Origin of the sequence: Pseudomonas sp. SORGH_AS_0211, assembly GCF_031453455.1 — a bacterium.
GTDB classification, from domain to species: domain Bacteria; phylum Pseudomonadota; class Gammaproteobacteria; order Pseudomonadales; family Pseudomonadaceae; genus Chryseomonas; species Chryseomonas aestiva.
In genome coordinates this window covers 1,257,561-1,283,745 of record NZ_JAVIZV010000001.1, presented here as the reverse complement: position 1 = coordinate 1,283,745, position 26,185 = coordinate 1,257,561, and the positions used below count along the sequence as shown (strand labels likewise).

The following is a 26,185-nucleotide window of genomic DNA, read 5'->3' as shown; positions in this document are numbered from 1 at the left end:
CGCGCTATCGATCCCATCCAGACTGTTCATCAGCAGTCGATAAGATCCATGGCGATACTCTCTAACAAGAACAGCAGCCGGAGCCTCCCATGCCAGAAGAATACGAAAGCGCCATCCGTCCCTATTCGAGATCGGCGCGGAAATCCGATTTCAATGAAATGGCCGCCGCCGTTGCCGCCGCCATCTCCGTCTGGGCGCTGGCCACCCTGATCGCCGTCATCGCGGGCTATCACGGCAGTGGGGCGACCAATACCATCAACCTGTCGGTGATGGTCTCGGGGGGTCTGGGATTCGTGGGACGCCGCTGGCAACTGGGGCGTCGATAGCGGCCATTGACCTGCGCCAGGCCCCTGGTGCAGCGCCAACAATCTGCCTACTGATTCTCACACACGGCGGAACTGGTTATCATCGGCGCCCTGAAATCATGGCAGGGATGCTCATGTCTTATCTGGTCCTGACGCGTCGCACCGACGAAATCATCAATCTATCCCTCAAACCGGGAGCCGATGAAGAACAGCTGCTGGATCTGCTGTTCAATGGTGGAATCAACATCCGCATCCTCAAGGTGCAGGGCGATCGCGTGCAGGTAGGCGTCCAGGCGCCTGCCGACATCAGCATCATGCGTCAGGAGTTGCTACCCTTCTAGGTTGCTACCTGGACCAGGGCGAATGGCGATTGCGTACATACTCGAAGCGCCCCTCCAGCCCCCGCCATTCCACACCCTGCCAGAGTTCGGGAGCCAGCGTCCCTTCGGCCTGCAGATCCGCACGGTAGTGGGCAAAGAACGGCTGGCCATTGCGCAGCACGATGACGTTGTGGCGCTCCTCGATCTGGGCGATGAGGTCCAGAACGGCTTCGGACGAGCGTCCGCCGCTCAGGCAATAGCAGCTGCCGTATTGGTGCAGCATGCTTTCGAAGCGGTAACGATAGAGGGTGCAGCGATCGGTTTCGAGGTGAACGCTCTGCCCCTTCGCGTCCTGCAAGGCGTGATGAACGCAGTGGTCGCAATCCTCGAATTCCCGACGCGACTCCACCCACTCACCGAGAAACTGCTTCTTCCACCGCCACACCAGCAGCCCACGATCTTCAGGCCGGGAATACACGCTGACCTTGTAGAACATCGCTCGACTCCTCTTATTGTTATGCGCCGAAGCCATCGTCCAACGGCCGCCGCCTGCTGCTCGGCCATCGGAGATCGCACGCTCTGTGGCGTACGTTTCCAGCATCGCTCCATTTGTCCGAGGCGTCCAGCCATTCCCGGCCGCTGATCCCTACCGCTCGACGGCATGCGGCTGCCACGGACATCGCGGCGTTGGCTGCCGAACCCGCCGCGGCTTCGTCCAACTTCGATACAAGATGCCGGCGGTCCTGCTTCGCAAATAATCCGCGTCAGACCGGAGCAAATCACCGGTCCAGAGCCGAATACAAGGCAGGTACAGCTTTTGCTACCGCCTAGCAGGCGACCCGACCCTGGCCCTGGAACTGGGCTTCTGGCTGGACCGTTTCCAGCGCCTGCACGAATTCTCCGGCCAACGCCCGGCGGATAGGGGTGCGAGCCTCTTGGCCGCCTCGAACAGGAACACGGCTGGCTAGCGGAAATCCGGCCAATAAAAAACCCCGAGGTGCCTGGCACACTCGGGGTTTTCTGTATTTGGCGGAGAGATAGGGATTTGAACCCTAGGAGCCATTGCTGACTCAACGGATTTCGAATCCGTCCCGTTCGACCACTCCGGCATCTCTCCAACGCGGCGCATGATACCAGCGATACGGGCAAAAGCGAACAAGCAATTGCAAAAAAAGCTCTGGTATCAGCGGCTTGCGTTTAGAGCGGGACGCCCAGGCGCTGGGCGACCTCTTCGTAGGCCTCGATCACGCCGCCCAGCCCCTGGCGGAAGCGATCCTTGTCCATCTTCTTCCGGGTTTCCTTGTCCCAGAGGCGGCTGCCGTCCGGGCTGAATTCGTCGCCCAGCACGACCTTGCCGTGGAACAGGCCGAACTCCAGCTTGAAGTCCACCAGCAGCAGGCCGGCATCGTCGAACAGCTGCTTGAGGATGTCGTTGATGCGGAAGGTCAGCGCCTTCATCTCGGCCAGTTGGTCGAGGGTGGCCCAGCCAAAGGCCTGGACGTGGCTTTCGTTGACCATCGGATCGTGCAGCGCATCGTTCTTCAGGAAGAGTTCGAAGGTCGGCGGCGTCAGCTCCAGGCCCTCTTCCACGCCAAGGCGGCGCACCAGGCTGCCGGCGGCGAAGTTGCGCACCACGCACTCCACCGGAATCATCTCGAGCTTCTTGACCAGGCATTCGTTGTCGCCCAGCAGTTGCTCGAACTGGGTGGGGATCCCGGCGGCTTCCAGCTTCTGCATGACGAAGGCATTGAACTTGTTGTTCACCATGCCCTTGCGCTCGAGCTGCTCGATGCGCTCGCCATCGAAGGCAGAGGTGTCGTTGCGGAACAACAGGACCAGGCGATCGGGATCGTCGGTGGTGAATACCGACTTGGCCTTGCCACGGTAGAGTTCTGCGCGTTTTTCCATCTTGGACTCCGGTTCGAATGGCTTGCAGGCTGTGGACGAACGCAGGTGAGGCGACCGGTTCGGAACGAGTACAGCCGGGAAGCGCAGTTTACATAGGATCGTGGATCTTTTGGCCTTGCAGCAGCGCCCGGCCGCCAAAGAAAACCTGGTCAGCGCCTCAGGCGATGGCCTGCCATTCCAGCCCCAGCTGCTGATCGGCGATCTGCAGCCAGTCCGAGTCGCAGCCCAGCACGTTGGTGAAGCAGGCGCGGGCGAGCCAGGGGTTGTTGTTCTTCTCGCTCAGGTGGGCGAGCACCAGATGCTGCAGGCCCGGACAGGCAAGCTCCATCACCAGGTCGGCCGATTGCCGGTTGTTGAGATGCCCGCGCACCCCGCCGACCCGTGCCTTGAGGTGATAGGGATAGGGCCCCGCGGCAAGCATGTTGCTGTCATGGTTGGCTTCGATCACCAGGGCATCCAGGCCGCGGTAATGCGCCAGCACCCCAGGGGTCGCCTCGCCGAGATCGGTGAGCACGCCCAGGCGCTTGCGGCCGTCGTCGAAGACGAACTGGGTCGGCTCCAGGGCGTCGTGGGACACCTGCACCACCGTCACCTCCAGCGCATCCAGCACCAGCCGTTCGCCGTCCGCCAGCAGCCCCTGGGCCGCCACCGGCTTGCGCAGGCCACGCCCGGTACCGGCGCTGTAATAGACCGGCACCCCGTGCTTGCGCGCCAGCAGCTCGACGCCCTGCACGTGATCGGAGTGTTCGTGGGTGACCAGGACGGCGTCCAGCTGGGCAGGTACCACACCCAGCCGGGCCAGGCGACGTTCGGCTTCCCGCAGGGAGAAGCCGCAGTCGATCAGCACATAGCTGTTATGGCTGTGCACCAGGGTCGAGTTGCCCCGACTGCCGCTGCCCAGGATTGCGAAGCGCATATTGCATGCTCGTCTGAAGCTTTTTCAGCACGCCTTCGGCGATGTCCTGGGGTGCTGCGGTGTTGATGGTCTTGTCCAGGGTGACCTGGACGGTGTTGCCCACCGAGGTGAGGCGCACCTGGAAGCGCCGTGCGCGGGCGTCTTCCTCTTCCTTGGTCTCGCCCTTGCCGAACAGGCGGCCGAAGAAGCCCGGCTTGCGGTCTTCCGGCTTCTGCGCGCCTTCGGCGATGTTCACGTAGTAGACGCCCAGGCTGCGATCCATGTCGTCGACACGGATGTCGGCGCCTTCGATGGCGCGACCCACGCTGGACCAGGCGCGATTCAGATCGCTTTCCAGCACCAGCATGGGCACGCCGCTGCCGTCGACCTCGTAGGTCACGCGCTCCGGGGTGTCGTAGCCACCGGCGGCCAGCAGCGAGACCGACCCACTGCCCTGCTCGCTGCGGTCCAGGCCGGCCAGCACCTGATTCAGCAGGGCGTCATCGAGCGCCGAGCTGTTCTGGCTGCTGGACCAGGACGGCTCGCTGGAGCTGCCCTGGCTGCGGGTCTGGGTCTGGATGAAGATCTCGCTGCTGCCCGACTGCACGCCCGGCTCGATGCGCAGGCGGGTGCGCAGCTCGTTGCCCGGTTGCAGGCGGCCGTTGGTGCTCAGGCTGCGCGCCAGCGGCGTCGACAGCTCGGTGGGCGCCTGCCAGGCGGTAATGATCTCACCGGTCTGCGGGCGCTCTTCGGCAATGCGGAAGCCATTGTCCGTCAGGTACTGACGAGCCACCGGCCAGACGTTGGCCGGGACCTTCTGGGCGGCCAGCCAGCGGGCATTGCCGCTGCGCTGCACGCTGAACTGCTCGTTGCCACTGCCCTGGACGGCCAGCGCCTGGGGTTTCGGCACTTCGAAGCCATAGGAGCGATTCTGGGTATCGGCCACATTGGCCGGGATCGGCAACAGCGGATCCATGGGCTTGGCCTGGACATCCGTCGGCACCTGCATGGGGCCGGTCTCGCGGGATTCGAGATAGTCGTTGCCGCGATCGCGGAAATAGCCATGCTCGCCCCACACCCAGCTGCAGCCACTGGCGGTGGCCACGGCCAGACCCAGCGTCGTCAAACCCAGAACACGTTTCATCGACTGCTTCCTAATCACGCCAGCACTCCCGCCTGACGCAGGGCCTGACGTACCACTTCGTGGCAGCGCGAGCTGAGCCAGGTCAGCGGCAGACGGATACCGGCGTCGATCATGCCCATTTCATGCAGGGCCCACTTCACCGGGATCGGATTCGATTCGATGAACAGATTCTTGTGCAGCGGCATCAGCTTTTCGTTGAGCGCGCGTGCGGTGTCGGCATCGCCGCGCATGGCGGCGGCGCAGAGTTCGCTCATGGCGCGCGGCGCGACATTGGCGGTCACCGAGATGTTGCCCTTGCCGCCCAGCAGCATGAGTTCGGCAGCGGTGGCGTCATCGCCCGAGTAGACCAGGAAATCCTTGCTGACCCGGGAGAGGATGTCGCGGGCGCGAGCCAGGTCGCCGGTGGCTTCCTTGATGCCGATGATGTTCGGCACCTTGGCCAGGCGCTCGACGGTCTCGGCCAGCATGTCGCAGGCGGTGCGCCCCGGCACGTTGTAGAGGATCTGCGGAATGGCGACGGTTTCGGCGATCATGCGGAAGTGCTGGTACAGCCCTTCCTGAGTCGGCTTGTTGTAGTAGGGCACGACCAGCAGACAGGCGTCGGCGCCCGCGTCCTTGGCGGCGCGGGTCAGGTCGATGGCCTCACGGGTGGAATTGCCACCGGTGCCTGCGATCACCGGGATGCGGCCCTTGACCTGCTCGACCACATGACGGATCACGGCTACGTGCTCGTCGACGTCGACCGTGGCGGATTCACCCGAGGTGCCCACCGCGACGATGGCGTCGGTGCCTTCGGCGAGATGGAAGTCCACCAGCTTGGTCAGGTTGTCCCAGTCGATACGCCCCTGGGCGTCCATAGGGGTGACCAGCGCCACCATGCTCCCCGCAATCATGCAACCGCTCCTGCCGGAAAAAGAGAGCGGTAATGGTACTGACGCCTCTGCCCCAGCACAAGCAACGTGCCCCCCAACGGGCATTCCCCCCGCGAGCGCTTTTCGCTACCCTTTCGCCTTTGCCAGGTTCTGTACGAAAAGTTGGCGAGCGAAGGTCAGGCGAAGCCTTTTTCAACGAAGCATCACCGAGCGCAGACGCTTTTCCTACAGAACCCAGTCTGTATCTCCCCCTGCCAGGAACCCTAATGTCCGCTACCCCCCCGATTCGCGAACAATTTCTCGTCATCAGTGCGCTGGGCGCCAATCCCATGGAGCTGACCAACGTGCTCTACCGCAGCTGCATGGACAATCGCTGTGCGGTAGTCAGCAGCCGGCTGAGCCGACACGGGGAATACAGCGCGCTGATCCTGCAGGTCTCCGGCAACTGGGACGGCCTGGCGCGCCTCGAAGGCGGCCTCGCCGGCCTTGGCAAGCGCCACGGCTTCACCGTCGGCGTCACCCGCAGCGCCGCCCTGGAGAATCGTCCCCAGGCCCTGCCGTACGTCGTCTATGTCAGCGCCGCCTATCGCCCGGACATCCTTAACGAACTCTGCCAGTTCTTCGCCGACCACAAGATCGAAGTGGAGAACCTGGTCTGCGATTCCTACCAGGCGCCCCAGACCGGCGGCACCATGCTCAACGCCACCATCACCGTGACCCTGCCAGCCGGGACCCAGATCAGCTGGCTGCGCGATCAGTTCCTGGATTTCGCCGACGCCCTCAATCTGGATGCCCTGATCGAGCCCTGGCGGCCGCAGAGCAACTGACAGAACCCGCAAGGAGCTGCCCATGAGCGCGACCCTCGACCAACCGCTTCCGGATTTTCAGGCCCAGGCCACCAGCGGCCTCGAGGTCTCGCCCGCCAGCCTGCGCGGTCGCCAGGCGGTGCTGTACTTCTATCCCAAGGACAACACCCCCGGCTGCACCACCCAGGGCCAGGGCTTTCGCGATCTGCACGAGCAGTTCCAGGCGGCCGATACCCTGATCCTGGGCGTCAGCCGTGACAGCCTGCGCACCCATGAGAACTTCCGCACCAAGCAGGGCTTTCCCTTCGAGCTGATCAGCGACAAGGACGAGACCCTCTGTCAGCTGTTCGACGTGATGCGGCAGAAGAAGCTCTATGGCAGGGACTACATCGGCGTGGATCGCAGTACCTTCCTCATCGACCGGGAAGGCGTGGTACGCCGGATCTGGCGCGGCGTGAAGGTCCCCGGGCATGTCGCCGAGGTGCTGGCCGCCGCCCAGGCACTCAACCAGGCCTGATCAGGCCTTGCGCAGCCAGTAGCGGAAGGTCTCTCCCGCCACCTCTTCGCCCACCAGGGCATGCCCCGACAGCTTGGCGAAGGTGCGGAAGTCGCGTTGCGAGCCGGCATCGGTCGCCACCACGGCCAGTACCTCGCCGGAGGACAGGCGATTGAGTTCCAGCTTCGCCTTGAGCAGCGGCATGGGGCAGCTCAGGCCGCTGGCGTCCAGCTGGGCGGTCACGGTGCCGGTGTAGGGTTGGCTCAGATCGGCCATGGGATTCTCCATTGGGGGCTGCGTCAGTGCCCGGGTTTGCTAGGCACCCAGACGGCGGGCCGCTAAAGTAGCCCTTTTGCGGCCACGAGTCTTGCCATGAACGTCCTGCGCCCCGCCCTGCTGTCCCTGGCGCTGCTCGCCGCGCCCCATCTGGCGCAGGGCGCGAACGATCTGCCGTCGCTGGGCGATGCCAGCTCTTCGATCGTCTCGCCCGAGCAGGAGTTTCAGATGGGCCGCGCCTGGCTGAGCATGCTGCGCGGCCAGGTACCGACCATCAACGATCCGCAGCTCAAGCAATTCGTCGAACAGACCGTCTACAAGCTGGCCGAGACCAGCGACCTGCAGGACCACCGCCTGGTCTTCATCCTGATCAAGGACCCCGAGATCAACGCCTTCGCCGCGCCCGGTGGGGTGATCGGGGTGAATGGTGGGCTGTTCCTCAAATCGGAAACCGAAGCCGAGTACGCGGCGGTCATGGCCCATGAGCTGGGTCACCTGATCCAGCGCCACTTCGCCCGCGGGGTGGAAAACCAGCAACGCATGCAGCTGCCGCTGATGGCGGCCCTGCTCGCCGGGATCGTTGCGGCCGCGGCAGGCGGTGGCGATGTGGGAATCGCCGCCATCGCCTCGACCCAGGCGGCGGCGATCCAGAGCCAGTTGCGCTTTTCCCGACTCAACGAGCAGGAGGCCGACCGCGTCGGCATCGTCAATCTTGAGCGCGCCGGCTACGATCCGCGCGCCATGCCGGAGATGTTCGGTCGGCTCGCCCGCCAGTATCGCTATGACCGTACCCCACCGGAATTTCTGTTGACTCACCCGGTCACGGACAGCCGGATCGCCGATACCCAGGCGCGCGCCGAGCGTTTTCCCAAGGGAGGCGTCGAGGACAGCAAGCGCTTCCAGCTGATGAAGGTGCGCACCCAGATGTACTTCGAGGAGACCGCCGGCCTGCTGGTGAAGCGCTATCGCGCCCAGTTGCAGGAGGCGCCGGACAACGATCCGGTGCGCTATGGCCTGGCCATGGGACTGACCAAGCAGGGCCAGCTCAACGAGGCGCGCGACACCCTCGCGCCGCTGCTGCGCAAGGCGCCGGACGACATCAGCTACAACCTCGCCCAGGTCGATCTGGACATCACCGCCAATCGCCTGCCCGACGCCCAGAAACGCGTGCAGCGACTGCTGGACCTCTATCCGGACGATCTGGCCGTGAGTCTGGCCCAGGTGGACATGCTCGGCCGCACCAAGCAGGCCAAGGCCGCCAGCCAGTTGCTCGACAAACTGATCAAACAGCGGCCGATCGATCCGGATCTGTGGAATCAGGCGGCGGACGTTCGCGGCCAGGCCGGTGATCTGGTCGGGGTGCACCAGGCAAGAGCCGAGTACTTCGCCCTGACCGGTGACTACAACCAGGCGATCCAGCAACTGGGCTTCGCCAAGCAGCGCGCCGCCAGCAACTATCAGCTGGCCGCGCGGATCGACGCCCGCCAGCAGGAAATGATCGCCCAGCGCAAGCTGAGCGAAGAGATCCTGCGCTAGGCGTTACCCTTGGCCTGCAGCTGCAGCGCCTGGGTGAAGTCGAGCATGCGCTTGAGCGGCTTGACCGCACGGGGGATGAGCGCCGGATCGACCAGCACCTCGCCGGAGCCGTCGAGCAGGCAGTTGAGGGTGCGCTCCAGGGTGTTCATCGCCATCCAGGGACAGTGGGCGCAGCTGCGACAGGCGGCGCCGTTGCCGGCGGTGGGTGCCTCGATGAAGGTCTTGTCGGGGCAGGCCTGCTGCATCTTGTAGAAGATGCCGCGATCGGTGGCGACGATGAACTGGCGATTGGGCAGCGTCTGGGCCGCCTTGATCATCTGGCTGGTGGAGCCGACATGGTCGGCCAGCTCGATCACCGCCTCGGGCGACTCCGGATGCACCAGGATGGCCGCTTCCGGGTAGAGCCGCTTGAGGTCTTCCAGCTGGCTGGCCTTGAACTCCTCGTGGACGATGCAGGCGCCTTCCCACAGCAGCATGTCGGCACCGGTTTCGCGCTGGATATAGCGACCCAGGTGGCGATCGGGAGCCCAGAGGATGGTCTCGTCGTTGTCCATCAGGTGCTCGACGATGTCCAGCGCGCAGCCGGACGTCACCACCCAGTCCGCGCGGGCCTTCACTGCGGCCGAGGTGTTGGCGTAGACCACCACGGTGCGCTCGGGATGCTGGTCGCAGAAGGCGGAGAACTCCTCCACCGGGCACCCCAGGTCCAGGGAGCAGGTGGCCTCCAGGGTCGGCATCAGCACGCGCTTTTCCGGGTTGAGGATCTTGGCCGTCTCGCCCATGAACTTGACCCCGGCCACCACCACGGTGGACGCCGGGTGGCGATTGCCGAAGCGGGCCATCTCCAGGGAATCGGCGACGCAACCGCCGGTCTCCTCGGCCAGGGCCTGGATCAGCGGATCGGTGTAGTAATGGGCGAGCAGCACCGCGTTCTGCGCCTTGAGCTCGCGGGCGATGGCGGTCTTGTAGGCGGCGATCTCGTCCGGCCCGAGCGCCTTGGGCTGCTTGGCGGCCAGATGGGCCTGGACCAGGAGACGTTCGGAAATCTGCACCATGGCGGGTACCTGAAAACGGGGGTCGTCAAGGCCGCGCATCATAGCAGCATCCTCGCCGACTCCCTATGGGCGCCAGCGGCCGCCTTCGCGAGGAGTGGCCATCTGCCGCTAATGTCTGGCAACACTTGGCTTTTCACTTCTGCGGCGGCCATGGGTCCGAGACAGGAACGCCCGGTGAGCGTCTCGCCTGGGCCCTCTGCTGGAGATCTCGCGTGCCGCCCCGTTCGACCTCGCGTTCCCGAACCCCCGATCAGGCTCTCGCCACCCTGCTGGATAAACTGCGCGCCCTGCAGGGTGCCCTGGAACAGGCCGCCGCGGAGCCGCGGCTGGATCGGCAGGCGCTCAATCCCGCCTACCGGGCCAGTGCCCGGAATCTGCTCGCCTATCTGGCGCTGCGCGACGGCGATCTGCAGGGCCTGCAGCTGCAACTCTCCGCCCTGGGGCTATCGTCCCTGGGGCGTTCCGAAGCCGCCGTGCTGCCGACCGTGGCGACCCTGATCAACACCCTGGAGCGCCTGCTCGGTGGCAGCCCGGCGACGCGGCCGACGACCAGGGCGGCCAACCCCCTGGCAGACCATGCACGGGCACTGTTCGGCACGCCCGCCTCCGCGCGGGAGGTACGCCATCATGGTCACCTTGCCAAGCGAAGCCGCCGACGATTATGCGCTGGTACGCGACCTGCTGGCGGGACATATGGATTGCGCGCGCATCAACTGCGCCCACGACGAACCGGCCACCTGGACGCGCATGATCGACCACGTGCGGCGGGCCAGCGCGGAGCTGGACCAGCCCTGCAAGGTATTCATGGACCTGCCGGGCCCCAAGTTGCGCACAGGGCCCATCGCCACGGGCATGGCGGTAAAGAAGGTGAAGCCCGAGCGCGACGCCCAGGGCCGCGTCCGCCAGCCGGCGCGGATCTGGCTTACCGGCCGCCGCCGGCCGCGACCGGCGCCCTCCCCGGCGGCTGCCAGCATCCAGGTGGGCGAACGCTGGCTAGCTGGCCTGCAGGCGGGCGAGCGGATCCAGCTGAGGGACACGCGCCAGGCGCAGCGTCGCTGGACGGTCGTCGAGGTCGGAGACCGCGGCTGCTGGGCGGAGGCGACCAAGACCACCTACCTCACGCCCGGCCTGCGCCTGAGCGTCGAGCGCGATGGACGCAGGAGGCACAGCCGCATCGGCGATTTCGCCCCGCAACCGGGCGCCCTGCGGCTGGCCGAGGACGATCTGCTGATCCTGACCGCCGACCAGACGCCCGGTCGGCCCGCCAGCCAGGACAGCGGCGGGCGCCTGCTGACACCCGCCACCCTGGGCTGCACCCTGCCCCAGGTGTTCGCCGACGTCCGTAGCGGCGAGCCGGTCTGGTTCGATGATGGCAAGATCGGCGGGCTGATCGAACGCGCCGATCAGGACGCGCTGCAGATCCGCATCACCCAGGCGCCGGGCGGCGCCAAGCTCAAGGGCGACAAGGGCATCAACTTTCCCCAGAGCACCCTGCGGCTGGCAGCGCTGGGCGAACAGGACCTCGCGGCCCTGGCCTTTGCCGCCGAGCATGCGGACGGTATCGAGATGTCCTTCGTCAACAGCGCGGACGATGTCCGCGCGCTGCTCGCTGAGCTGGCGCGCCTGCGGGCCGAGCACCTGGGCGTGGTGCTGAAGATAGAAACGCGCCGGGGCTTCGACAATCTTCCCGCACTGTTGCTGGCGGGCATGCAGCGCGGCGGATTCGGCGTGATGATCGCCCGCGGCGATCTGGCCGTGGAAGGCGGCTTCGAGCGCCTGGCGGCGCTGCAGGAAGACATTCTCTGTCTGTGCGAAGCGGCCCACGTGCCGGTGATCTGGGCGACCCAGGTGCTGGAAAACCTGGCCAAGAAGGGTTCGCCTTCGCGCGCCGAGATCACCGATGCGGCGACCGGGGTCCGCGCCGAATGCGTGATGCTCAACAAGGGCCCGCACATCCTCAAGGCGGTCGCCACCCTGGATGAACTGCTGGTGCGGATGCAGGGCTACAACAGCAAGAAGCGCCAGCTGCTGTGCAAGCTGGAACTGGCTTCGCCCTGGGCGGACTGACCCGCCCGGGGCTGGGCAGGCCTAGAGCACCTGCAGGCGACCCGCTTCCAGGCGCACGCGAGCGCCATAGGGCCAGGCCTGGTTTTCCGGCCCATGGCCGCTGGGCAGGCCGCGATAGAGGGCGATGCCACGCGGCGCCAGCCACTCGGCGAAGATTTCCTCCAGCGACTGCTCGACGTTACGCGGCGGGCAGTCGGTGAAGGTGCCCAGGCAGACCGCACCGATGCGGTGCTCGGTGAGGTTGCCGAGCAACTGGCAGAGGCTGCGCTCCAGACGATAGAAGGGCTCGCCGACGTCTTCCAGCATGAGGATGGCGCCGTCGTGGGGGCGCAGGGCGGCGGCGGTCCCGACCACGCTGGCCAGGGTGGTCAGGTTGCCGCCGATCAGTTCGCCGGCAGGCACCTGGGCCGGACCGGCCAGGCGCTCCAGCTGCCAGGCCGGACGGCTGCCCGCGCACAGTTCCAGGACCGATTCCAGCGAGCGGGTACGGGCCGCCTGGGTAGCCGGATCCTCGTCACGACGCCCCCAATCCAGGGCGCCCGGGCCGTGGATGGCGGTGAGACCGCGGCGGTGAAAGGCCTCCAGCAGCACCGTCAGGTCGGAATAGCCGATCAGCGGCCGGCCCTTGCTGCTGGACAGCCGCGACCAGTCCAGCCAGGGCAGCAACTGGGCGGATCCGTAACCGCCGCGCAGGCACCAGACCGCATCCACGTCCGCCTGGCTGAAGGCCCAGTGCAGATCCGCGGCGCGCTCCTCGGCGGTACCGGCGAGATAGCGATGGCGCTTGAGCGCCTGCTCGCCCAGGACCGCTTCGATGCCGGCGGCCTGCAGTTGCTCGATCGCCGCCGTGACCAGCTCTTCCTTGACCGCACCTGCCGGACTGACCAGCGCCACACGCCGCACGGGATTCATTCCAGCACCTCCACCGGCATGCCGGCTTCGATGGTGCCGCGCCCCAGGGGGATGACGTTCATGCCGAACAGCATGCGATTGTCCTGGAAGCGATATTCGCGCAAGGCAGTGAGCGGCTGCCGATCCGGGTCCTTTTCACCGGTCACCGGATCCTGGGTGATGACGATGCAGCGCGCGCAGGGACAGGCGACGGCGAAGTCCACCGCGCCGATGCGCAGGCGCTTCCAGCCGTCTTCGGCGTATGCGGGCGTGCCTTCCACCACCAGATTCGGCCGGAAGCGCAGCATCTCCAGCGGCTTGCCTACCCGCGCCACCAGATCGGCCAGCGAGGCCTCGCTGGTCAGCAGCAAGGGGAAGCCGTCGGCGAAATGCACCTTTTGCCCCGGCTCGGCGAAATCGGTGTTGATCTGGCGGGCATGGCTTTCCGTGATGTGCACCAGGCGGCAGCGGCGACCGAGGAAGTCGCTCAGCCAGGCATCCGCCGCGGCGGCGACCGGCGCCTGCAGGGTGTCGCGCCAGATGGTCACGCCCAGTTGTTCGCCGGTGGTATCCGGCACCGTCACGTCGAGCGGCGTCCGGCCGCGCGCGCTCAGGCGCAGCCGGTCGGCAGCCAGCCAGCGCGCCTCGATGTGATTCATCTGCGCCAGCTGGCGCAGGGTCAGGAAGCGGCCGGTGTCGGCATCCACCACCATCCAGCGGCGGTCACCCACCAGGCCCAGGGCATCCACCTCGGCCTGGACGAGGGATTCCACGGCCGTCGACTTGACGGGATAACGATAGAGGGCACTGAGGTGCGACATGGGCGCGGCTTCCTGGCGGCGGACAAGGGCCGCCAGTGTAAGGGAGGCGCCGGAGCGGCGAAACCGCGAGGATCACTCCTCGGCCAGCGCCAGGCGCCGGCGCACTTCCTCGACCAGCTGATCGGGCTGGAACTTGGAGAGGAAGGCGTTGCAGCCCACCTTTTTCACCATGGCTTCGTTGAAGCTGCCCGACAGCGAGGTGTGCAACACCACATAGAGATCGGCGAGACGCGGGTCCTGGCGGATCTCGGTGGTCAGGCGGTAGCCGTCCATTTCCGGCATCTCGGCATCGGTGAGCACCATCAGCAGCTTGTCGGTCAGCACCACGCCCTCGTCGGCCCAGGCCTTGAGCTTGCGCAGCGCCTGCAGGCCATCGGTGGCGACGTGGAATTTCAGGTCCAGCTGCACCAGGGTGTCGCGCAGCTGGCCGATGGCGGTGCTGGAGTCATCCACCAGCAGCACCTCGCGACCGCGGGCCTTGGCCAGCAGCGGATCGGCCAGACGTTCCTGGGAAACCTTGACGTTGTAGGGAGCGATCTCGGCCAGCACCTTTTCCACGTCGATCACCTCCACCAGGCGGTCTTCGATGCGGGTGATGGCGGTCAGGTAGTGCTGGCGTCCGGCGCCGCCGGGCGGGGCCTGGATGCTGTCCCAGTTGAGGTTGATGATGCGATCGACGCTGCCGACCAGGAAAGCCTGCACCGAGCGGTTGTACTCGGTAACGATGATGGTGCTGTTCTCGTCGGGCGTGATGGGTCGCATGCCGATGGCCGCCGCCAGGTCGATCACCGGCAGGGTCTGGCCACGCAGGTGGACGACGCCGCAGATCATCGGATGGCGCTTGGGCATCTGGGTCAGGCGCGGCAGCTTGAGCACCTCCTGCACCTTGAACACGTTGATGGCGAACATCTGCCGGCTGGACAGCTGGAACATGAGAATTTCCAGACGGTTCTCGCCAACCAGCTGGGTGCGTTGATCGACGGTGTCGAGAATGCCGGCCATGGAAAGTCCACTCCAAAGATAAGTCAGTTCACAGGCTATCGGCGGCAGCGGTCGATTCTTGAGGCCCGGAAACAGCGAAGCCGCCCGACAGGCGGCTTCGCTCGAACACCTGCGCTCAGGCGCGTGGCAGGGTCACGCCACGCTGGCCCTGGTACTTGCCACCGCGATCCTTGTAGGAGACCTCGCAGGCCTCGTCGGACTGCAGGAACAGCATCTGCGCCACGCCCTCGTTGGCGTAGATCTTGGCCGGCAGGGTCGTGGTGTTGGAGAACTCCAGGGTCACGTGGCCTTCCCACTCGGGCTCCAGCGGGGTGACGTTGACGATGATGCCGCAGCGGGCATAGGTGCTCTTGCCCAGGCAGATGGTCAGGACGTCGCGCGGGATGCGGAAGTATTCCACGGTGCGCGCCAGGGCGAAGGAGTTCGGCGGAATGATGCAGACATCGCTGACCACGTCGACGAAGCTCTTGTCGTCGAAGTTCTTCGGGTCCACCACCGCCGAATGGATGTTGGTGAACACCTTGAATTCGTTGGCGCAGCGCACGTCGTAGCCGTAGCTGGACACCCCGTAGGAGATCACCCGGCTGTCGTCCGCGCCGCGCATCTGGCGCTCGACGAAGGGCTCGATCATGCCGTGTTCCTGGGCCATGCGGCGAATCCACTTGTCCGATTTGATGCTCATGGCAGGTCTAGCTCCGGGGCGAAAAAATTGACCGCGCATTGTATTGGATAGCCGCGCGGTCTCAAAGGCGAACGAACGAAATCAGTCGTCGCTGACGGTGATGGTCGGCATGCCGCCGCCGGCCTGACCGCCCTGGGCGATACGGGCGCCGACCTTGCGCGCCAGTTCCTGGTAGATCAGCGCGATCTGGCTGTCCGGATCGGCGATGGCGGTGGGCCGTCCGGCGTCGGCCTGCTCGCGGATGGCCATGGCCAGCGGCAGCGAGGCCAGCAGGTCCACGCCGTATTGCTCGGCCAGCTTGCTGCCGCCGCCTTCGCCGAACAGGTGTTCGGCATGGCCGCAGTTGGAGCAGATGTGCACGGCCATGTTCTCCACCACCCCGAGCACCGGGATGTTGACCTTCTGGAACATTTCCACGCCCTTCCTGGCGTCCAGCAGGGCCAGGTCCTGGGGTGTGGTGACGATCACCGCGCCGGCCACCGGTACCTTCTGCGCCAGGGTCAGCTGGATATCGCCAGTACCGGGCGGCATGTCGATCACCAGGTAGTCGAGGTCGTTCCAGGCGGTCTGGGTGATCAGCTGGATCAGGGCGCCGGAGACCATCGGGCCACGCCAGGCCACCGGCGTCTTGTCGTTGGTCAGGAAGGCCATGGACATGACCTCGACGCCATGGGCCTGCAACGGTATAAACCACTTCTCGTCGCGCACCTCGGGACGGGTGCCCTCGGCGAAGCCGAACATGATGCCCTGGCTGGGGCCATAGATGTCGGCGTCCAGCACGCCGACCCGGGCCCCTTCGCGGGCCAGCGCCAGGGCCAGGTTGGCGGCGGTGGTGGACTTGCCCACCCCGCCCTTGCCCGAGGCCACGGCGATGATGTTCTTGACGTTGCCCATGGCCTCCAGCTGCGGCTGGGCGGCGTGAGGCGCGATGGTGCAATCGACCTGGATCTCGGCGGTCTCGACCCCGGGCACGTTCTCCAACGCGGTCTTGAGCACCTGGGCCAGGCCACCCTTGAACAGTCCGGCGGCATAGCCCAGCTCGAAGCGGGCGCGCACCCGGCCACCGTCCAGCGCGAGGTCGCGCAGGGCGCCGGCGCTGAGCAGGTCCTGTTCGAGATAGGGATCGTGATACTGGCGCAGCGCGGCCTCGATGGCCTCGCGAGTCGGAGCGGTCATGCAGACTCCCGGAAACAGCGGATAGGAAAGAGAAGCTGCGGCCTATGCTACCCACTGTCCTTGCTAAAGCCTATCCACGCGGCGCTACACTCCCGGCTTTGCCCTTGCCCGTGGAGCCCTGCGTGAACGCCTCTTCCCTGCACATCAGTTCCACCTTCGACAGCGGCGCCGTCGAGGTGCTGTCCCTGGCCGACCCCACCGACATCCGCCTGCGCATCCGCCCGGACACCGCGTCGCCCTTCACCCAGTGGTTCCATTTCCGTCTCGAAGGCGCCCGCGGCCTGCCCTGCCAGCTGAGCTTCGACAATGCCGGCGAGTGCGCCTACCCCGAAGGTTGGCGCGACTATGGCGTGGTCGCCAGCTATTGCGGCCAGCAGTGGTTCCGCATTCCCAGCCGCTATGACGGCAAGACCCTGAGCTGGACCGTCACCCCGGAACACGACAGCCTGTTCTTCGCCTACTTCGAGCCCTATCCGGAGAGTCGCCACCTGGCCTTCATGGGCGAGGCCCAGCGCCATCCCGCCGTCCGTCTGGAAACCGTCGGCCGCTCGCTGCTCGGGCGCTCGCTGGACCTGCTGCGCATCGGCACGCCGGGCGCCAGCAAGAAGAACATCTGGATCATTGCCCGCCAGCACCCCGGCGAGCCCATGGCCGAGTGGTTCGTCGAAGGCCTGCTGCGCCGACTGCTGGGCCTCGGCGAACAGCAGGGCGATCCGGTCGGCGGCAAGCTGCTGGAGCATGCGGTACTGCACGTGGTGCCAAACATGAATCCCGACGGCTCCGCCCTGGGCAATCTGAGAACCAACGCCGCCGGCGCCAACCTCAACCGCGAATGGCTGGAGCCGGACGAGGAGCGCAGCCCCGAGATTCTGGCGGTACGCCGCGCCATCGCCGCGAGCGGCTGCGATCTGTTCCTCGACATCCACGGCGATGAGGCCCTGCCCTATGTCTTCGTCGACGGCTGCAATGGCCTGCCCAACTTCGGTGAGCGCGAAGAGGCCGAGCAGCAGGCCTTCCTGCAGCGCTTCCAGCGTGCCAGCCCCGACTTCCAGACCCGGTACGGCTATCCCCGTGGTCACTTCGGCAGCGAAACCCTGAAGCTCGCCACCAAGTATGTCGGCCATACCCATGGCTGCCTGGCCCTGACCCTGGAGCTGCCGTTCAAGGACAACGCCAACGATCCCCGCCCCGATGTGGGCTGGAACGGTGCCCGCAGCGCCGCCCTGGGCGCGGCCATGGTCAGCGCCCTGTACTGGCAGCTGGCGGATCTCTGAATGCTCGAAGTCTGCTGCGCGTCGGCCAGACTGCCTTGGAAACTGCCTCAGAATGCTCATTTACCCGTCGTAAACTGTGCTTCCTCGGCAATTTCCGCCTTGCCTGGCGCTAGCCCGCAGGACTTCGCGCTTTTTAACGCCCATCCCCACGGATGAAACCGACCGGCCATTTCGCTATGATGGTCGGTCAACTTATCAGCGCCGCGATCCAGCCAAGACCATGACCGAGCCCCGCAAGATTCTCGTCACCAGCGCCCTGCCCTACGCCAATGGCTCCATCCATCTCGGCCACATGGTCGAGTACATCCAGACCGACATCTGGGCCCGCTTCCAGCGGCTGCGCGGCAACCAGTGCATCTATGTCTGCGCCGACGACGCCCACGGCTCGGCCATCATGCTGCGCGCCGAGCGCGAGGGCATCACGCCCGAACAGCTGATCGACAACGTCAAACGCGAGCACAGCGCCGACTTCGCCGACTTCGGCGTGGCCTTCGACAACTTCCACTCCACCCACGCGGAAGAGAATCGCGAGCTGTCGCGCGCGATCTACCTGAAGCTGCGCGAGAACGGCCACATCGCCACCCGTCCGGTCACCCAGTATTTCGACCCGGACAAGCAGATGTTCCTGGCCGACCGTTTCATCAAGGGCACCTGCCCCAAGTGCGGCAGCGCCGACCAGTACGGCGACAACTGCGAGAAGTGCGGCGCCACCTATGCGCCCACCGAGTTGAAGGATCCCAAGTCGGCCATCTCCGGCGCGACCCCGGTGCTGCGCGAATCCGAGCACTTCTTCTTCAAGCTTCCCGACTTCGCCGAGATGCTCAAGGGCTGGACCCGCAGCGGCGCCCTGCAGGAATCGGTGGCCAACAAGATCGCCGAATGGCTGGACGCCGGGCTGCAGGAATGGGACATCTCCCGTGACGCGCCCTACTTCGGCTTCGAGATCCCCGATGCGCCAGGCAAGTACTTCTATGTCTGGCTGGACGCGCCCATCGGCTACATGGCCAGCTTCAAGAGCCTCTGCGACCGCCGTGACGACCTGGATTTCGACGCCTACTGGAACAAGGACAGCACCGCCGAGCTGTACCACTTCATCGGCAAGGACATCGTCAACTTCCATGCGCTGTTCTGGCCGGCCATGCTCGAAGGCGCCGGCTACCGCAAGCCGACGGCGCTGAGCGTTCATGGCTTCCTCACCGTCGACGGCCAGAAGATGTCCAAGTCCCGCGGCACCTTCATCAAGGCGCGCACCTACCTGGATCACCTGAATCCCGAATACCTGCGCTACTACTTCGCCGCCAAGCTCTCGCGCCACGTCGAGGACATCGACCTGAACCTCGAGGACTTCGTGCAGAAGGTCAATTCCGACCTGGTGGGCAAGGTGGTCAACATCGCCAGCCGCTGCGCCGGCTTCATCCACAAGGGCAACGCCGGCCTGCTGGTGGACGCCCAGGCCGCACCCGAGCTGGAAGCCGCCTTCCGCGCGGCCACGCCCAGCATCGCCGAGGCCTACGAGACCCGTGACTTCGGCCGTGCCATGCGCGAGATCATGGCCCTGGCCGACCGCGCCAACGCCTGGATCGCCGACAAGGCGCCCTGGAGCCTGGCCAAGCAGGACGGCAAGGCCGACGAAGTCCAGGCCATCTGCGCCCAGGGCATCGAGCTGTTCCGCCAGCTGGCGATCCTGCTCAAGCCGGTACTGCCCAACCTGACCGCCGCCGCCGAGGCCTTCCTCAACGTCGCCCCCCTGACCTGGGCCGACCTCGACATCCGCCTGGCCAATCATCAGCTCAACGCCTTCCAGCCCCTGCTCACCCGCATCGAACCCGCCAAGGTGCAGACCATGATCGACGCTTCCAAGGAAGACCTGGCCGCCCAGGCCGCCCCCCAGCCGGCCGGCAATGGCGAACTGAGCAAGGCCCCGCTGGCCGAGACCATCGACTTCGATACCTTCTCCAAGGTCGATCTGCGCATCGCGCTGATCGAGAAAGCCGAATTCGTCGAAGGCGCCGACAAGCTCTTGCGCCTGACCCTGGACATCGGCGATGCCAAGCGCAACGTCTTCTCCGGCATCAAGAGCGCCTACCCCGAGCCGAGCCAGCTCGAAGGCCGCCTGACCCTGTACGTCGCCAACCTGGCGCCGCGCAAGATGAAGTTCGGCGTGTCCGAGGGCATGGTCCTGGCCGCCGGCCCCGGCGGCACCGAGATCCACCTGCTCAGCCCCGACAGCGGCGCCAAGCCCGGCCAGCGGGTGATGTGACAGCGACGGCGCCGAGAGCCTGCTCAAAGGCGAGCGAGTTAGCGACAAACAAGGCGAACATGGCTGAGGAAGCGGAGTTTACAAAGCGTAAATGAGCATTCCGAAGCCATTTTCAACGCAGTTTGGCCGACGCGCAGCCGACTTTGAGCAGGCTCTCAGGGCGCCGTTCCTCCTCCAGCCCCGACCCCGATCATGAACGCTCACGCCACCCTCATCAGCGCCATCGACGCCCTGCTGCCCCAGACCCAGTGCGGCAAGTGCGGCCACCCCGGTTGCCAGCCCTATGCGGCCGGCATCGCCGCGGGTGAAGCGCACAACAAGTGCCCACCGGGCGGTACGGCGACCATCGTCGAGCTTGCTGCCCTGCTGCAGCGCCCGACACTGCCCCTGGACTCGCCTTATCCGGTGACGCCCAGCCAGCGCGCGGTGATCCGCGAAGCCGAGTGCATCGGCTGCACCAAGTGCATCCAGGTCTGCCCCACCGATGCCATCCTGGGCGCGGCCAAGCTGATGCACACGGTGATCGAGAACGAATGCAGCGGTTGCGAGCTGTGCCTGGCGCCCTGCCCGGTGGACTGCATCGATCTGGTGCCGGTACCTGCGCCGATCGACCGCCAGGCGGAGCGCCAGCGCGCGCAGTACTATCGGCGCCGCTTCGATGCCCGCCAGTCACGCCTGCAACGGGACCGCGAACGGCTGGACGCCGAGCGCCAGCGCCGTCAGGCGCCGCCTGTGACCGCCACGGCTGCGGAGCCCCCCGCCACGGCAGAATCCTCGCTCAAGCCGCTGAAGATCGCCGTCGCCATGGCGCGTGTCGCGCTGCAGAAGGCCGAACGGCAATTGGTCCAATACGGTACGCCCGCGCTGGAAACCCAGGTGCAGCAGTTGCGTGAAGCCGCACAACAGGCGCAGACGGCCCTCGACAGGGCGCAGCAGGGGCCCGCCAGCGCCACTGCGCCGGCCCTGGCGCAGCCGGTCGCCGCCCCCGCTGCGCTCAGGCAGGCGCGGATCGCTGCCACCCTGGCACGCGCCCAGCTGACCAAGGCCGAGCGGGCCTTCGGTAGCGAGCCCACATCCACGCAGCGCGGCCAGCTGGAAACCCTGCGCAGCGCCGCTCAGCAGGCGGCTCAGCACCTCACGGCCCTGGAAGAGCGAACCGACCCATGAATGCCGCCAAACGCCTGGAGATCTTTCGCCGGCTGCACGAGGACAATCCCGATCCCAGGACGGAACTGGCCTACGCCTCACCGTTCGAGCTGCTGATAGCGGTGATCCTCTCGGCCCAGGCCACCGACGTCAGCGTCAACAAGGCCACCGCCCGCCTCTATCCGGTGGCCAACACCCCCCAGGCCATCCTGGACCTGGGTGTGGCAGGATTGTCGGAGTACATCAAGACCATCGGGCTCTACAACAGCAAGGCCAAGAACGTCATCGAGACCTGCCGGCTGTTGCTGGAGCGCCATGGCGGCGCGGTACCCGAGACCCGCGAGGAACTGGAGGCCCTGCCCGGCGTGGGGCGCAAGACCGCCAACGTGGTGCTCAACACCGCCTTCCGTCAGCTCGCCATGGCGGTGGATACCCATATCTTCCGGGTCAGCAACAGAACCAATCTGGCACCGGGCAAGAACGTGGTGGAGGTCGAGCTCAAGCTGCTCAAGGTGGTGCCGAAGGATTTCCTGCTGGATGCCCACCACTGGCTGATCCTGCACGGCCGCTATGTCTGCCAGGCGCGCAAGCCCCGCTGCGGCAGCTGCCGCATCGAGGATCTCTGCGAATACAAGGCAAAAACCTCTGACGATTGAAAAAGGGCGCACCAAAGCCCTTTGGCGATTGAAAAAATCTTTTTTACCGGCCCCTGCTTTGTCGCTATAAGGTGCGCGAAAAGGTCCGCAGCCCCGTCGATGACGGGCGTGTGACCCTGTCCAGCCTTGCCGGAGTTACCCATGGCCGAAGACAAAAGCGACATCGATGTGGACGAGGATTTCGAGACCGATGGCGAGACGCCCGAAACCGTCGAGCCTATCGTCGTCAGCAAGACCAATCTGACCAAGCGGCGCCTGATCGACGACATGCTCGAAGAGCGTCGCCTGAAGCGGCAGATCTCCGAGTACGACTTCGATCTGTAGCCCATGAAAAACCCCAGCCGAGGCTGGGGTTTTGCGTTGCATGGCGACCCTTACAGCAGGGTGCGGCCCTTGCCCGCGGCGATGCGCATGCGCAGGGCGTTGAGCTTGATGAAGCCCGCCGCGTCGGCCTGGTTGTAGGCGCCGCCGTCTTCTTCGAAGGTGGCGATGTTGGCATCGAACAGCGACTCGTCGGACTTGCGGCCGACGACCATGACGTTGCCCTTGTACAGCTTCAGGCGTACCACGCCGTTCACGCTGGCCTGGGAGGCGTCGATCATCTTCTGCAGCATCAGCCGCTCGGGGCTCCACCAGTAGCCGGTATAGATCAGGCTGGCGTACTTGGGCATCAGCTCGTCCTTGAGGTGAGCCACCTCGCGGTCGAGGGTGATGGACTCGATGGCGCGGTGGGCCTTGAGCATGATGGTGCCGCCGGGCGTCTCGTAGCAGCCACGGGACTTCATGCCGACGTAGCGGTTCTCGACGATGTCCAGGCGACCGATGCCGTTCTCGCCGCCGATGCGGTTCAGCTCGGCCAGCACGGTGGCCGGGCTCAGCTCCTGGCCGTCGATGGCGACGATGTCACCATTGCGGTAGGTCAGCTCGAGGTAGGTCGGGGTGTCCGGCGCGGCTTCCGGGGACTTGGTCCAGCGCCACATGTCTTCTTCGTGCTCGGTCCAGGTGTCTTCCAGCACGCCGCCCTCGTAGGAGATATGCAGCAGGTTGGCGTCCATGGAGTACGGCGACTTCTTCTTGCCGTGGCGCTCGATCGGGATCTGGTGCTTTTCGGCGTAGTCCATCAGCTTCTCGCGGGACAGCAGGTCCCACTCGCGCCAGGGCGCGATCACCTTGACGCCCGGCTTGAGCGCGTAGGCGCCCAGCTCGAAACGCACCTGGTCGTTGCCCTTGCCGGTGGCGCCGTGGGAGATGGCGTCGGCGCCGGTCTCGTTGGCGATCTCGATCAGGCGTTTGGCGATCAGCGGACGGGCAATGGAGGTACCCAGCAGGTACTCGCCTTCGTAGACGGTGTTGGCACGGAACATCGGGTAGACGAAGTCGCGGACGAACTCTTCGCGCAGGTCGTCGATGTAGATTTCCTTGACGCCCATGGCCTTGGCCTTGGCGCGCGCCGGCTCGACTTCCTCGCCCTGGCCGAGGTCAGCGGTGAAGGTCACCACTTCGCAGTTATAGGTATCCTGCAGCCACTTGAGGATCACCGAGGTGTCCAGGCCGCCGGAATACGCCAGGACTACCTTCTTCACATCCGCCATGCCGTTCGCTCCCGTGTGTTGCGTTGAGTCGGAAAGCGACAATTCTACTGGTCGCCTCGCTGCTTTTACAGGGGCGCGACGCACTCTGATGTCTGGGCGACATGCGGTCGGGGCGGATCAGCCCTTGGGCTTGGCCGGCGGTGCCGGGGTGGGCGCCGGCGGTTCGGCCGGATTGGCCGCGGTGCTGGTGGTTGCCGCAGCCGGGGGCTCGGCGCTCGGCGACACCCGCGAGAACACCAGGGTCACCCGGCGATTGAGCGCGCGATTGGCCTTGTTGCTGTTCGGCGCCACGGGGTACTGCTCGCCAAAGAAGCGCAATTCGATCTGCTCCGCGGCGAAGCCCTTGCTCTTGAGGTACTCCATCACCGCGATGGCGCGCAGCCGTGACTCCTGGCGGTTATCCAGGCGCGTGCCCTGGTTGTCGCTGTAGCCCGAGACGATGACGTGATTGACCGTCGGATCGGCCTTCAGGTACTCGTCGATGAGATCGAGCTTGGCCTTGGCCAGATCGTCGAGGGTATCCCCGCCGCCCGGAAAACTGACCTGGGAATGGCGGATCTGCTCGAAGTTGACCGACAGCAGCTTCTGGGTACAGGCCTGGAATTGCTGGTAGGCCGGTTCGAAGCGCACCGGCAGCAGCCGAACCTCGACCCGGTCGTCCAGGGCGCCCGCGCGACTGACCTGGGGCATGCGCCCTTCCATCAACCCCGCCAGCAGCCGCTGCGCCTGCTGCGCGCTGGTGGCCAGCGCCTGCTCGCCCTCGACGACCTTGACCGAGCCGAGGCTGATATCGCCCAGCCCCGGCTTCCAGGGCACCGCCGCCGCTTTCAGGCTGGCACTGCCCGCCGGCAGCCACTGACCATTGGGTCGCAACTCGAAGACCGTGGACTCGCCCGCGCGGCGCAGGAAGCCGCCACTGCCGAAACGAGGAATGGGCTGCAGCAGGCGACAGGCGAAGATGTCGCCCTCGACCTTCCATTCCACGCTCTCGAGCCGGCTCTGGAAGGTCATCCCCCAGGCCGGCACGGCAAGCAGCAGAGAGGAAAGGAAGAGGTAACGCGGGCGCACGTCGGACTCCGGAAAGAAAAAGTACCTGGGCTTCTTATCGGTCGAAGGCATGGAAAACTTGAGTACGGTCCCGCCGCACGGATGCCGGCCACCCCCTTTTCCGGTAGCATTTCCCCACTTTCCCGCAGCCTGGAATCCCGCATGACCGACCGGATCACCCTTGCCCGTCCCGATGACTGGCACATTCACCTGCGCGACGGCGCCGCCCTGCAGCAGACCGTCGCCGACGCTGCCCGGGAATTCGGTCGCGCCATCGTCATGCCCAACCTGGTGCCACCGGTGCGCAATGCCGAGCAGGCCGCCGCCTACCGCGCGCGTATCCTCGCCGCGCGCCCGGCCGGCAGCCGCTTCGAACCGCTGATGGTGCTCTATCTCACCGATCGCACCAGCCCGGAAGAGGTACGCAGCGCCAAGGCCAGCGGCTTCGTGCACGCCGCCAAGCTCTATCCGGCCGGCGCCACCACCAATTCCGATTCCGGCGTGACCTCGCTGGACAACCTCTTTCCCACGCTGGAAGCCATGGCCGAGATCGGCCTGCCGCTGCTGGTGCACGGCGAGGTCACCCATGCCGAGGTGGACGTCTTCGACCGCGAGAAGAAATTCATCGACGAGCACCTGGTGCGTATCGTCCAGCGCTTCCCGACGCTGAAGGTGGTGTTCGAGCACATCACCACCGGTGATGCCGCTGCCTTCGTCCGCGAGGCCCCGGCCAACGTCGGCGCCACCATCACCGTCCACCACCTGCTGTACAACCGCAACCACATGCTGGTGGGCGGGATCCGGCCGCATTTCTATTGCCTGCCGATCCTCAAGCGCAACACCCACCAGAGCGCCCTGCTGGACGCCGCCACCAGCGGCAGTCCCAAGTTCTTCCTCGGCACCGATTCGGCACCCCATGCCCGCCACGCCAAGGAGGCAGCCTGCGGCTGCGCCGGCTGCTACACCGCCTACGGCGCCCTGGAGCTCTATGCCGAGGCTTTCGAGAGCCGCAATGCCCTCGACCGCCTGGAAGGCTTCGCCAGCCATTTCGGCGCCGATTTCTACGGCCTGCCGCGCAATACCGAGACCGTCACCCTGGTCCGCGAGGACTGGCAGGCCCCCGCCTCCCTGCCCTTCGGTGACCACGAGGTGATTCCGCTGCGCGCCGGCGAGACCCTGCGCTGGCGTCTGGAGGTGGGCGCATGAGCATGGACGAGACCTTCAGCGACGAACTGGACGCCAGCCAGCCGATGTCCGACTCGCGCATCCCCATGGCGCGCCGCTTCCGCGGCTACCTGCCGGTGGTGGTGGATGTCGAGACCGGCGGCTTCAATGCCGCCACCGATGCCCTGCTGGAAATCGCCGCCACCACGGTGGCCATGGACGAGGACGGGGTGCTCTATCCGGACCACACCTACTTCTTCCGCGTCGAACCCTTCGCCGGCGCCAATATCGAGCCGGCGGCGCTGGAGTTCACCGGCATCAAGCTCGACCATCCGCTGCGCATGGCGGTGGGCGAAGAGCAGGCGCTCAGCGAGATCTTCAAGGGCGTGCGCAAGTCGCTCAAGGCCAATGGCTGCAAGAGAGCCATCTTGGTCGGCCACAACAGCAGCTTCGACCTGGGTTTTCTCAATGCCGCGGTGCTGCGCTGCGGCCTGAAGCGCAATCCCTTCCATCCCTTCTCCAGCTTCGATACCGCCACCCTTGCCGGCCTGGCCTATGGTCAGACGGTGCTGGCCAAGGCCTGCCAGGCCGCCGGTATCGAATTCGACAATCGCGAAGCCCACTCGGCCCGCTACGACACCGAGAAGACCGCCGAACTGTTCTGCGGCATCGTCAATCGCTGGCGGGAGATGGGCGGCTGGGTCGATCTGGACTGACCGTCCGTCGCCCGCCCTGCCGTTAATGAGATTTTGCCGCCTACAACTTTGACAATCATTCTCATTGTCATTAGCTTT

The 26,185-nt window shown here is 65.8% G+C and carries 27 protein-coding genes and 1 tRNA gene; 13 read left to right on the top strand and 15 right to left on the bottom strand.

Annotated features, from left to right (window positions below; genetic code table 11):
• Nucleotides 1-89 precede the first annotated feature (89 nt).
• Together QE393_RS05980 and QE393_RS05975 are read left to right on the top strand one after the other, a co-directional pair.
• Entirely contained in the window at nt 90-326 is a 237-nt protein-coding gene (locus QE393_RS05980) for a hypothetical protein (RefSeq protein WP_273809491.1), read from the top strand.
• Between the two features lie 113 nt (nt 327-439).
• Nucleotides 440-646, top strand: a complete 207-nt coding sequence (locus QE393_RS05975; RefSeq protein ID WP_178083868.1) for a carbon storage regulator — start codon at nt 440-442, stop codon at nt 644-646.
• A gap of 4 nt (nt 647-650) precedes the next feature.
• Here QE393_RS05975 and QE393_RS05970 read toward each other — a convergent pair whose 3' ends face one another.
• The 6 genes from QE393_RS05970 to dapA all read right to left on the bottom strand — a co-directional run bounded on the left by QE393_RS05970 (nt 651) and on the right by dapA (nt 5,465).
• Nucleotides 651-1,121: a hypothetical protein gene (locus tag QE393_RS05970; RefSeq protein ID WP_273809488.1), complete on the bottom strand. Its 471-nt coding sequence runs from the start codon at nt 1,119-1,121 to the stop codon at nt 651-653.
• A 531-nt stretch (nt 1,122-1,652) separates the two neighbouring features.
• Nucleotides 1,653-1,742 (bottom strand) — tRNA-Ser (locus tag QE393_RS05965).
• Nucleotides 1,743-1,822: 80 nt separating this feature from the next.
• Nucleotides 1,823-2,533 carry a phosphoribosylaminoimidazolesuccinocarboxamide synthase gene (gene purC, locus QE393_RS05960; RefSeq protein WP_007162774.1) on the bottom strand — a complete coding sequence of 237 codons (711 nt, stop codon included), beginning with the start codon at nt 2,531-2,533 and terminating at the stop codon, nt 1,823-1,825.
• Nucleotides 2,534-2,690: 157 nt separating this feature from the next.
• Nucleotides 2,691-3,449, bottom strand: a complete 759-nt coding sequence (locus QE393_RS05955) for an MBL fold metallo-hydrolase (RefSeq protein WP_310042542.1) — start codon at nt 3,447-3,449, stop codon at nt 2,691-2,693.
• Entirely contained in the window at nt 3,388-4,572 is a 1,185-nt protein-coding gene (gene bamC, locus QE393_RS05950; protein WP_273809482.1) for an outer membrane protein assembly factor BamC, read from the bottom strand. Before bamC ends, QE393_RS05955 begins: the two co-directional genes overlap by 62 nt.
• Before the next feature lie 14 nt (nt 4,573-4,586).
• Nucleotides 4,587-5,465 carry a 4-hydroxy-tetrahydrodipicolinate synthase gene (gene dapA, locus QE393_RS05945; protein ID WP_017640330.1) on the bottom strand — a complete coding sequence of 293 codons (879 nt, stop codon included), beginning with the start codon at nt 5,463-5,465 and terminating at the stop codon, nt 4,587-4,589.
• A gap of 245 nt (nt 5,466-5,710) precedes the next feature.
• On the opposite strand from dapA, the gene QE393_RS05940 reads away from it, so the two are divergent.
• Both QE393_RS05940 and QE393_RS05935 read left to right on the top strand, forming a co-directional pair.
• Nucleotides 5,711-6,271 carry a glycine cleavage system protein R gene (locus tag QE393_RS05940; protein WP_007162770.1) on the top strand — a complete coding sequence of 187 codons (561 nt, stop codon included), beginning with the start codon at nt 5,711-5,713 and terminating at the stop codon, nt 6,269-6,271.
• 22 nt (nt 6,272-6,293) lie between these two features.
• Entirely contained in the window at nt 6,294-6,767 is a 474-nt protein-coding gene (locus QE393_RS05935; RefSeq protein WP_273809479.1) for a peroxiredoxin, read from the top strand.
• Here QE393_RS05935 and QE393_RS05930 read toward each other — a convergent pair whose 3' ends face one another.
• Nucleotides 6,768-7,022 (bottom strand): sulfurtransferase TusA family protein, encoded by a 255-nt coding sequence (locus QE393_RS05930; protein ID WP_310042537.1) that lies wholly within the window; start codon nt 7,020-7,022, stop codon nt 6,768-6,770. It abuts the gene before it with no gap.
• Between the two features lie 96 nt (nt 7,023-7,118).
• On the opposite strand from QE393_RS05930, the gene QE393_RS05925 reads away from it, so the two are divergent.
• Nucleotides 7,119-8,558, top strand: a complete 1,440-nt coding sequence (locus tag QE393_RS05925; protein WP_273809477.1) for a M48 family metalloprotease — start codon at nt 7,119-7,121, stop codon at nt 8,556-8,558.
• Here QE393_RS05925 and nadA read toward each other — a convergent pair.
• Nucleotides 8,555-9,613: a quinolinate synthase NadA gene (nadA, locus tag QE393_RS05920; RefSeq protein ID WP_273809651.1), complete on the bottom strand. Its 1,059-nt coding sequence runs from the start codon at nt 9,611-9,613 to the stop codon at nt 8,555-8,557. The two genes, QE393_RS05925 and nadA, sit on opposite strands and share 4 nt — an antisense overlap.
• 627 nt (nt 9,614-10,240) lie before the next feature.
• Here nadA and QE393_RS05915 point away from each other — a divergent pair.
• Nucleotides 10,241-11,680: a pyruvate kinase gene (locus QE393_RS05915; RefSeq protein ID WP_310042535.1), complete on the top strand. Its 1,440-nt coding sequence runs from the start codon at nt 10,241-10,243 to the stop codon at nt 11,678-11,680.
• 21 nt (nt 11,681-11,701) lie between these two features.
• Here the strand turns inward: QE393_RS05915 and QE393_RS05910 are convergent, their stop codons facing one another.
• The 5 genes from QE393_RS05910 to apbC all read right to left on the bottom strand — a co-directional run bounded on the left by QE393_RS05910 (nt 11,702) and on the right by apbC (nt 16,252).
• Nucleotides 11,702-12,592, bottom strand: a complete 891-nt coding sequence (locus QE393_RS05910) for an LD-carboxypeptidase (protein ID WP_310042532.1) — start codon at nt 12,590-12,592, stop codon at nt 11,702-11,704.
• Nucleotides 12,589-13,392, bottom strand: a complete 804-nt coding sequence (locus QE393_RS05905; RefSeq protein ID WP_273809474.1) for an MOSC domain-containing protein — start codon at nt 13,390-13,392, stop codon at nt 12,589-12,591. Before QE393_RS05905 ends, QE393_RS05910 begins: the two co-directional genes overlap by 4 nt.
• Before the next feature lie 72 nt (nt 13,393-13,464).
• Nucleotides 13,465-14,394: a chemotaxis protein CheV gene (locus QE393_RS05900; protein WP_273809473.1), complete on the bottom strand. Its 930-nt coding sequence runs from the start codon at nt 14,392-14,394 to the stop codon at nt 13,465-13,467.
• Nucleotides 14,395-14,509: 115 nt separating this feature from the next.
• A complete protein-coding gene (dcd, locus tag QE393_RS05895; RefSeq protein ID WP_007162761.1) occupies nt 14,510-15,076 on the bottom strand; it encodes a dCTP deaminase in 567 nt (188 codons plus the stop codon).
• An 81-nt stretch (nt 15,077-15,157) separates the two neighbouring features.
• Nucleotides 15,158-16,252: an iron-sulfur cluster carrier protein ApbC gene (gene apbC / locus QE393_RS05890; protein WP_093249286.1), complete on the bottom strand. Its 1,095-nt coding sequence runs from the start codon at nt 16,250-16,252 to the stop codon at nt 15,158-15,160.
• A 122-nt stretch (nt 16,253-16,374) separates the two neighbouring features.
• Between apbC and QE393_RS05885 the strand changes: the two genes are divergently transcribed.
• The 5 genes from QE393_RS05885 (at nt 16,375) to QE393_RS05865 (ending at nt 21,912) form a co-directional block, all read left to right on the top strand.
• On the top strand, nt 16,375-17,526 hold the full coding sequence (locus QE393_RS05885; RefSeq protein WP_310042528.1) for a M14-type cytosolic carboxypeptidase: 1,152 nt from the start codon (nt 16,375-16,377) through the stop codon (nt 17,524-17,526).
• 220 nt (nt 17,527-17,746) lie between these two features.
• Nucleotides 17,747-19,786, top strand: coding sequence for a methionine--tRNA ligase (gene metG / locus QE393_RS05880; protein WP_310042527.1), 2,040 nt, complete (start codon nt 17,747-17,749; stop codon nt 19,784-19,786).
• Between the two features lie 192 nt (nt 19,787-19,978).
• Nucleotides 19,979-20,953, top strand: a complete 975-nt coding sequence (locus QE393_RS05875; RefSeq protein ID WP_310042526.1) for an RnfABCDGE type electron transport complex subunit B — start codon at nt 19,979-19,981, stop codon at nt 20,951-20,953.
• Nucleotides 20,950-21,588 (top strand): endonuclease III, encoded by a 639-nt coding sequence (gene nth / locus QE393_RS05870; RefSeq protein WP_133859417.1) that lies wholly within the window; start codon nt 20,950-20,952, stop codon nt 21,586-21,588. Before QE393_RS05875 ends, nth begins: the two co-directional genes overlap by 4 nt.
• Nucleotides 21,589-21,729: 141 nt before the next feature.
• Nucleotides 21,730-21,912 (top strand): PA3496 family putative envelope integrity protein, encoded by a 183-nt coding sequence (locus QE393_RS05865; protein ID WP_273809468.1) that lies wholly within the window; start codon nt 21,730-21,732, stop codon nt 21,910-21,912.
• 50 nt (nt 21,913-21,962) lie between these two features.
• Here the strand turns inward: QE393_RS05865 and QE393_RS05860 are convergent, their stop codons facing one another.
• Entirely contained in the window at nt 21,963-23,180 is a 1,218-nt protein-coding gene (locus QE393_RS05860; RefSeq protein ID WP_273809466.1) for an argininosuccinate synthase, read from the bottom strand.
• Nucleotides 23,181-23,297: 117 nt separating this feature from the next.
• On the bottom strand, nt 23,298-24,248 hold the full coding sequence (locus QE393_RS05855) for an OmpA family protein (protein WP_273809464.1): 951 nt from the start codon (nt 24,246-24,248) through the stop codon (nt 23,298-23,300).
• A gap of 141 nt (nt 24,249-24,389) precedes the next feature.
• On the opposite strand from QE393_RS05855, the gene pyrC reads away from it, so the two are divergent.
• Both pyrC and rnt read left to right on the top strand, forming a co-directional pair.
• Nucleotides 24,390-25,433 carry a dihydroorotase gene (gene pyrC / locus QE393_RS05850; protein WP_273809462.1) on the top strand — a complete coding sequence of 348 codons (1,044 nt, stop codon included), beginning with the start codon at nt 24,390-24,392 and terminating at the stop codon, nt 25,431-25,433.
• A gap of 2 nt (nt 25,434-25,435) precedes the next feature.
• Nucleotides 25,436-26,107 (top strand): ribonuclease T, encoded by a 672-nt coding sequence (rnt, locus tag QE393_RS05845; RefSeq protein ID WP_405046278.1) that lies wholly within the window; start codon nt 25,436-25,438, stop codon nt 26,105-26,107.
• Nucleotides 26,108-26,185 lie beyond the last annotated feature (78 nt).

What these genes read in the sequence shown, in the direction of transcription:
- purC (WP_007162774.1), bottom strand. Translation starts at nt 2,533, where the DNA reads ATGGAAAAACGCGCAGAACTCTACCGTGGCAAGGCCAAGTCGGTATTC.
- QE393_RS05980 (WP_273809491.1), top strand. Translation starts at nt 90, where the DNA reads ATGCCAGAAGAATACGAAAGCGCCATCCGTCCCTATTCGAGATCGGCG.
- pyrC (WP_273809462.1), top strand. Translation starts at nt 24,390, where the DNA reads ATGACCGACCGGATCACCCTTGCCCGTCCCGATGACTGGCACATTCAC.
- QE393_RS05900 (WP_273809473.1), bottom strand. Translation starts at nt 14,394, where the DNA reads ATGGCCGGCATTCTCGACACCGTCGATCAACGCACCCAGCTGGTTGGC.
- QE393_RS05860 (WP_273809466.1), bottom strand. Translation starts at nt 23,180, where the DNA reads ATGGCGGATGTGAAGAAGGTAGTCCTGGCGTATTCCGGCGGCCTGGAC.
- QE393_RS05955 (WP_310042542.1), bottom strand. Translation starts at nt 3,449, where the DNA reads ATGCGCTTCGCAATCCTGGGCAGCGGCAGTCGGGGCAACTCGACCCTG.
- QE393_RS05970 (WP_273809488.1), bottom strand. Translation starts at nt 1,121, where the DNA reads ATGTTCTACAAGGTCAGCGTGTATTCCCGGCCTGAAGATCGTGGGCTG.
- QE393_RS05930 (WP_310042537.1), bottom strand. Translation starts at nt 7,022, where the DNA reads ATGGCCGATCTGAGCCAACCCTACACCGGCACCGTGACCGCCCAGCTG.
- QE393_RS05915 (WP_310042535.1), top strand. Translation starts at nt 10,241, where the DNA reads ATGGTCACCTTGCCAAGCGAAGCCGCCGACGATTATGCGCTGGTACGC.
- rnt (WP_405046278.1), top strand. Translation starts at nt 25,436, where the DNA reads ATGGACGAGACCTTCAGCGACGAACTGGACGCCAGCCAGCCGATGTCC.
- QE393_RS05925 (WP_273809477.1), top strand. Translation starts at nt 7,119, where the DNA reads ATGAACGTCCTGCGCCCCGCCCTGCTGTCCCTGGCGCTGCTCGCCGCG.
- nth (WP_133859417.1), top strand. Translation starts at nt 20,950, where the DNA reads ATGAATGCCGCCAAACGCCTGGAGATCTTTCGCCGGCTGCACGAGGAC.
- nadA (WP_273809651.1), bottom strand. Translation starts at nt 9,613, where the DNA reads ATGGTGCAGATTTCCGAACGTCTCCTGGTCCAGGCCCATCTGGCCGCC.
- dcd (WP_007162761.1), bottom strand. Translation starts at nt 15,076, where the DNA reads ATGAGCATCAAATCGGACAAGTGGATTCGCCGCATGGCCCAGGAACAC.
- QE393_RS05940 (WP_007162770.1), top strand. Translation starts at nt 5,711, where the DNA reads ATGTCCGCTACCCCCCCGATTCGCGAACAATTTCTCGTCATCAGTGCG.
- metG (WP_310042527.1), top strand. Translation starts at nt 17,747, where the DNA reads ATGACCGAGCCCCGCAAGATTCTCGTCACCAGCGCCCTGCCCTACGCC.
- dapA (WP_017640330.1), bottom strand. Translation starts at nt 5,465, where the DNA reads ATGATTGCGGGGAGCATGGTGGCGCTGGTCACCCCTATGGACGCCCAG.
- QE393_RS05865 (WP_273809468.1), top strand. Translation starts at nt 21,730, where the DNA reads ATGGCCGAAGACAAAAGCGACATCGATGTGGACGAGGATTTCGAGACC.
- QE393_RS05935 (WP_273809479.1), top strand. Translation starts at nt 6,294, where the DNA reads ATGAGCGCGACCCTCGACCAACCGCTTCCGGATTTTCAGGCCCAGGCC.
- QE393_RS05905 (WP_273809474.1), bottom strand. Translation starts at nt 13,392, where the DNA reads ATGTCGCACCTCAGTGCCCTCTATCGTTATCCCGTCAAGTCGACGGCC.
- QE393_RS05875 (WP_310042526.1), top strand. Translation starts at nt 19,979, where the DNA reads ATGAACGCTCACGCCACCCTCATCAGCGCCATCGACGCCCTGCTGCCC.
- QE393_RS05975 (WP_178083868.1), top strand. Translation starts at nt 440, where the DNA reads ATGTCTTATCTGGTCCTGACGCGTCGCACCGACGAAATCATCAATCTA.
- bamC (WP_273809482.1), bottom strand. Translation starts at nt 4,572, where the DNA reads ATGAAACGTGTTCTGGGTTTGACGACGCTGGGTCTGGCCGTGGCCACC.
- QE393_RS05910 (WP_310042532.1), bottom strand. Translation starts at nt 12,592, where the DNA reads ATGAATCCCGTGCGGCGTGTGGCGCTGGTCAGTCCGGCAGGTGCGGTC.
- apbC (WP_093249286.1), bottom strand. Translation starts at nt 16,252, where the DNA reads ATGACCGCTCCGACTCGCGAGGCCATCGAGGCCGCGCTGCGCCAGTAT.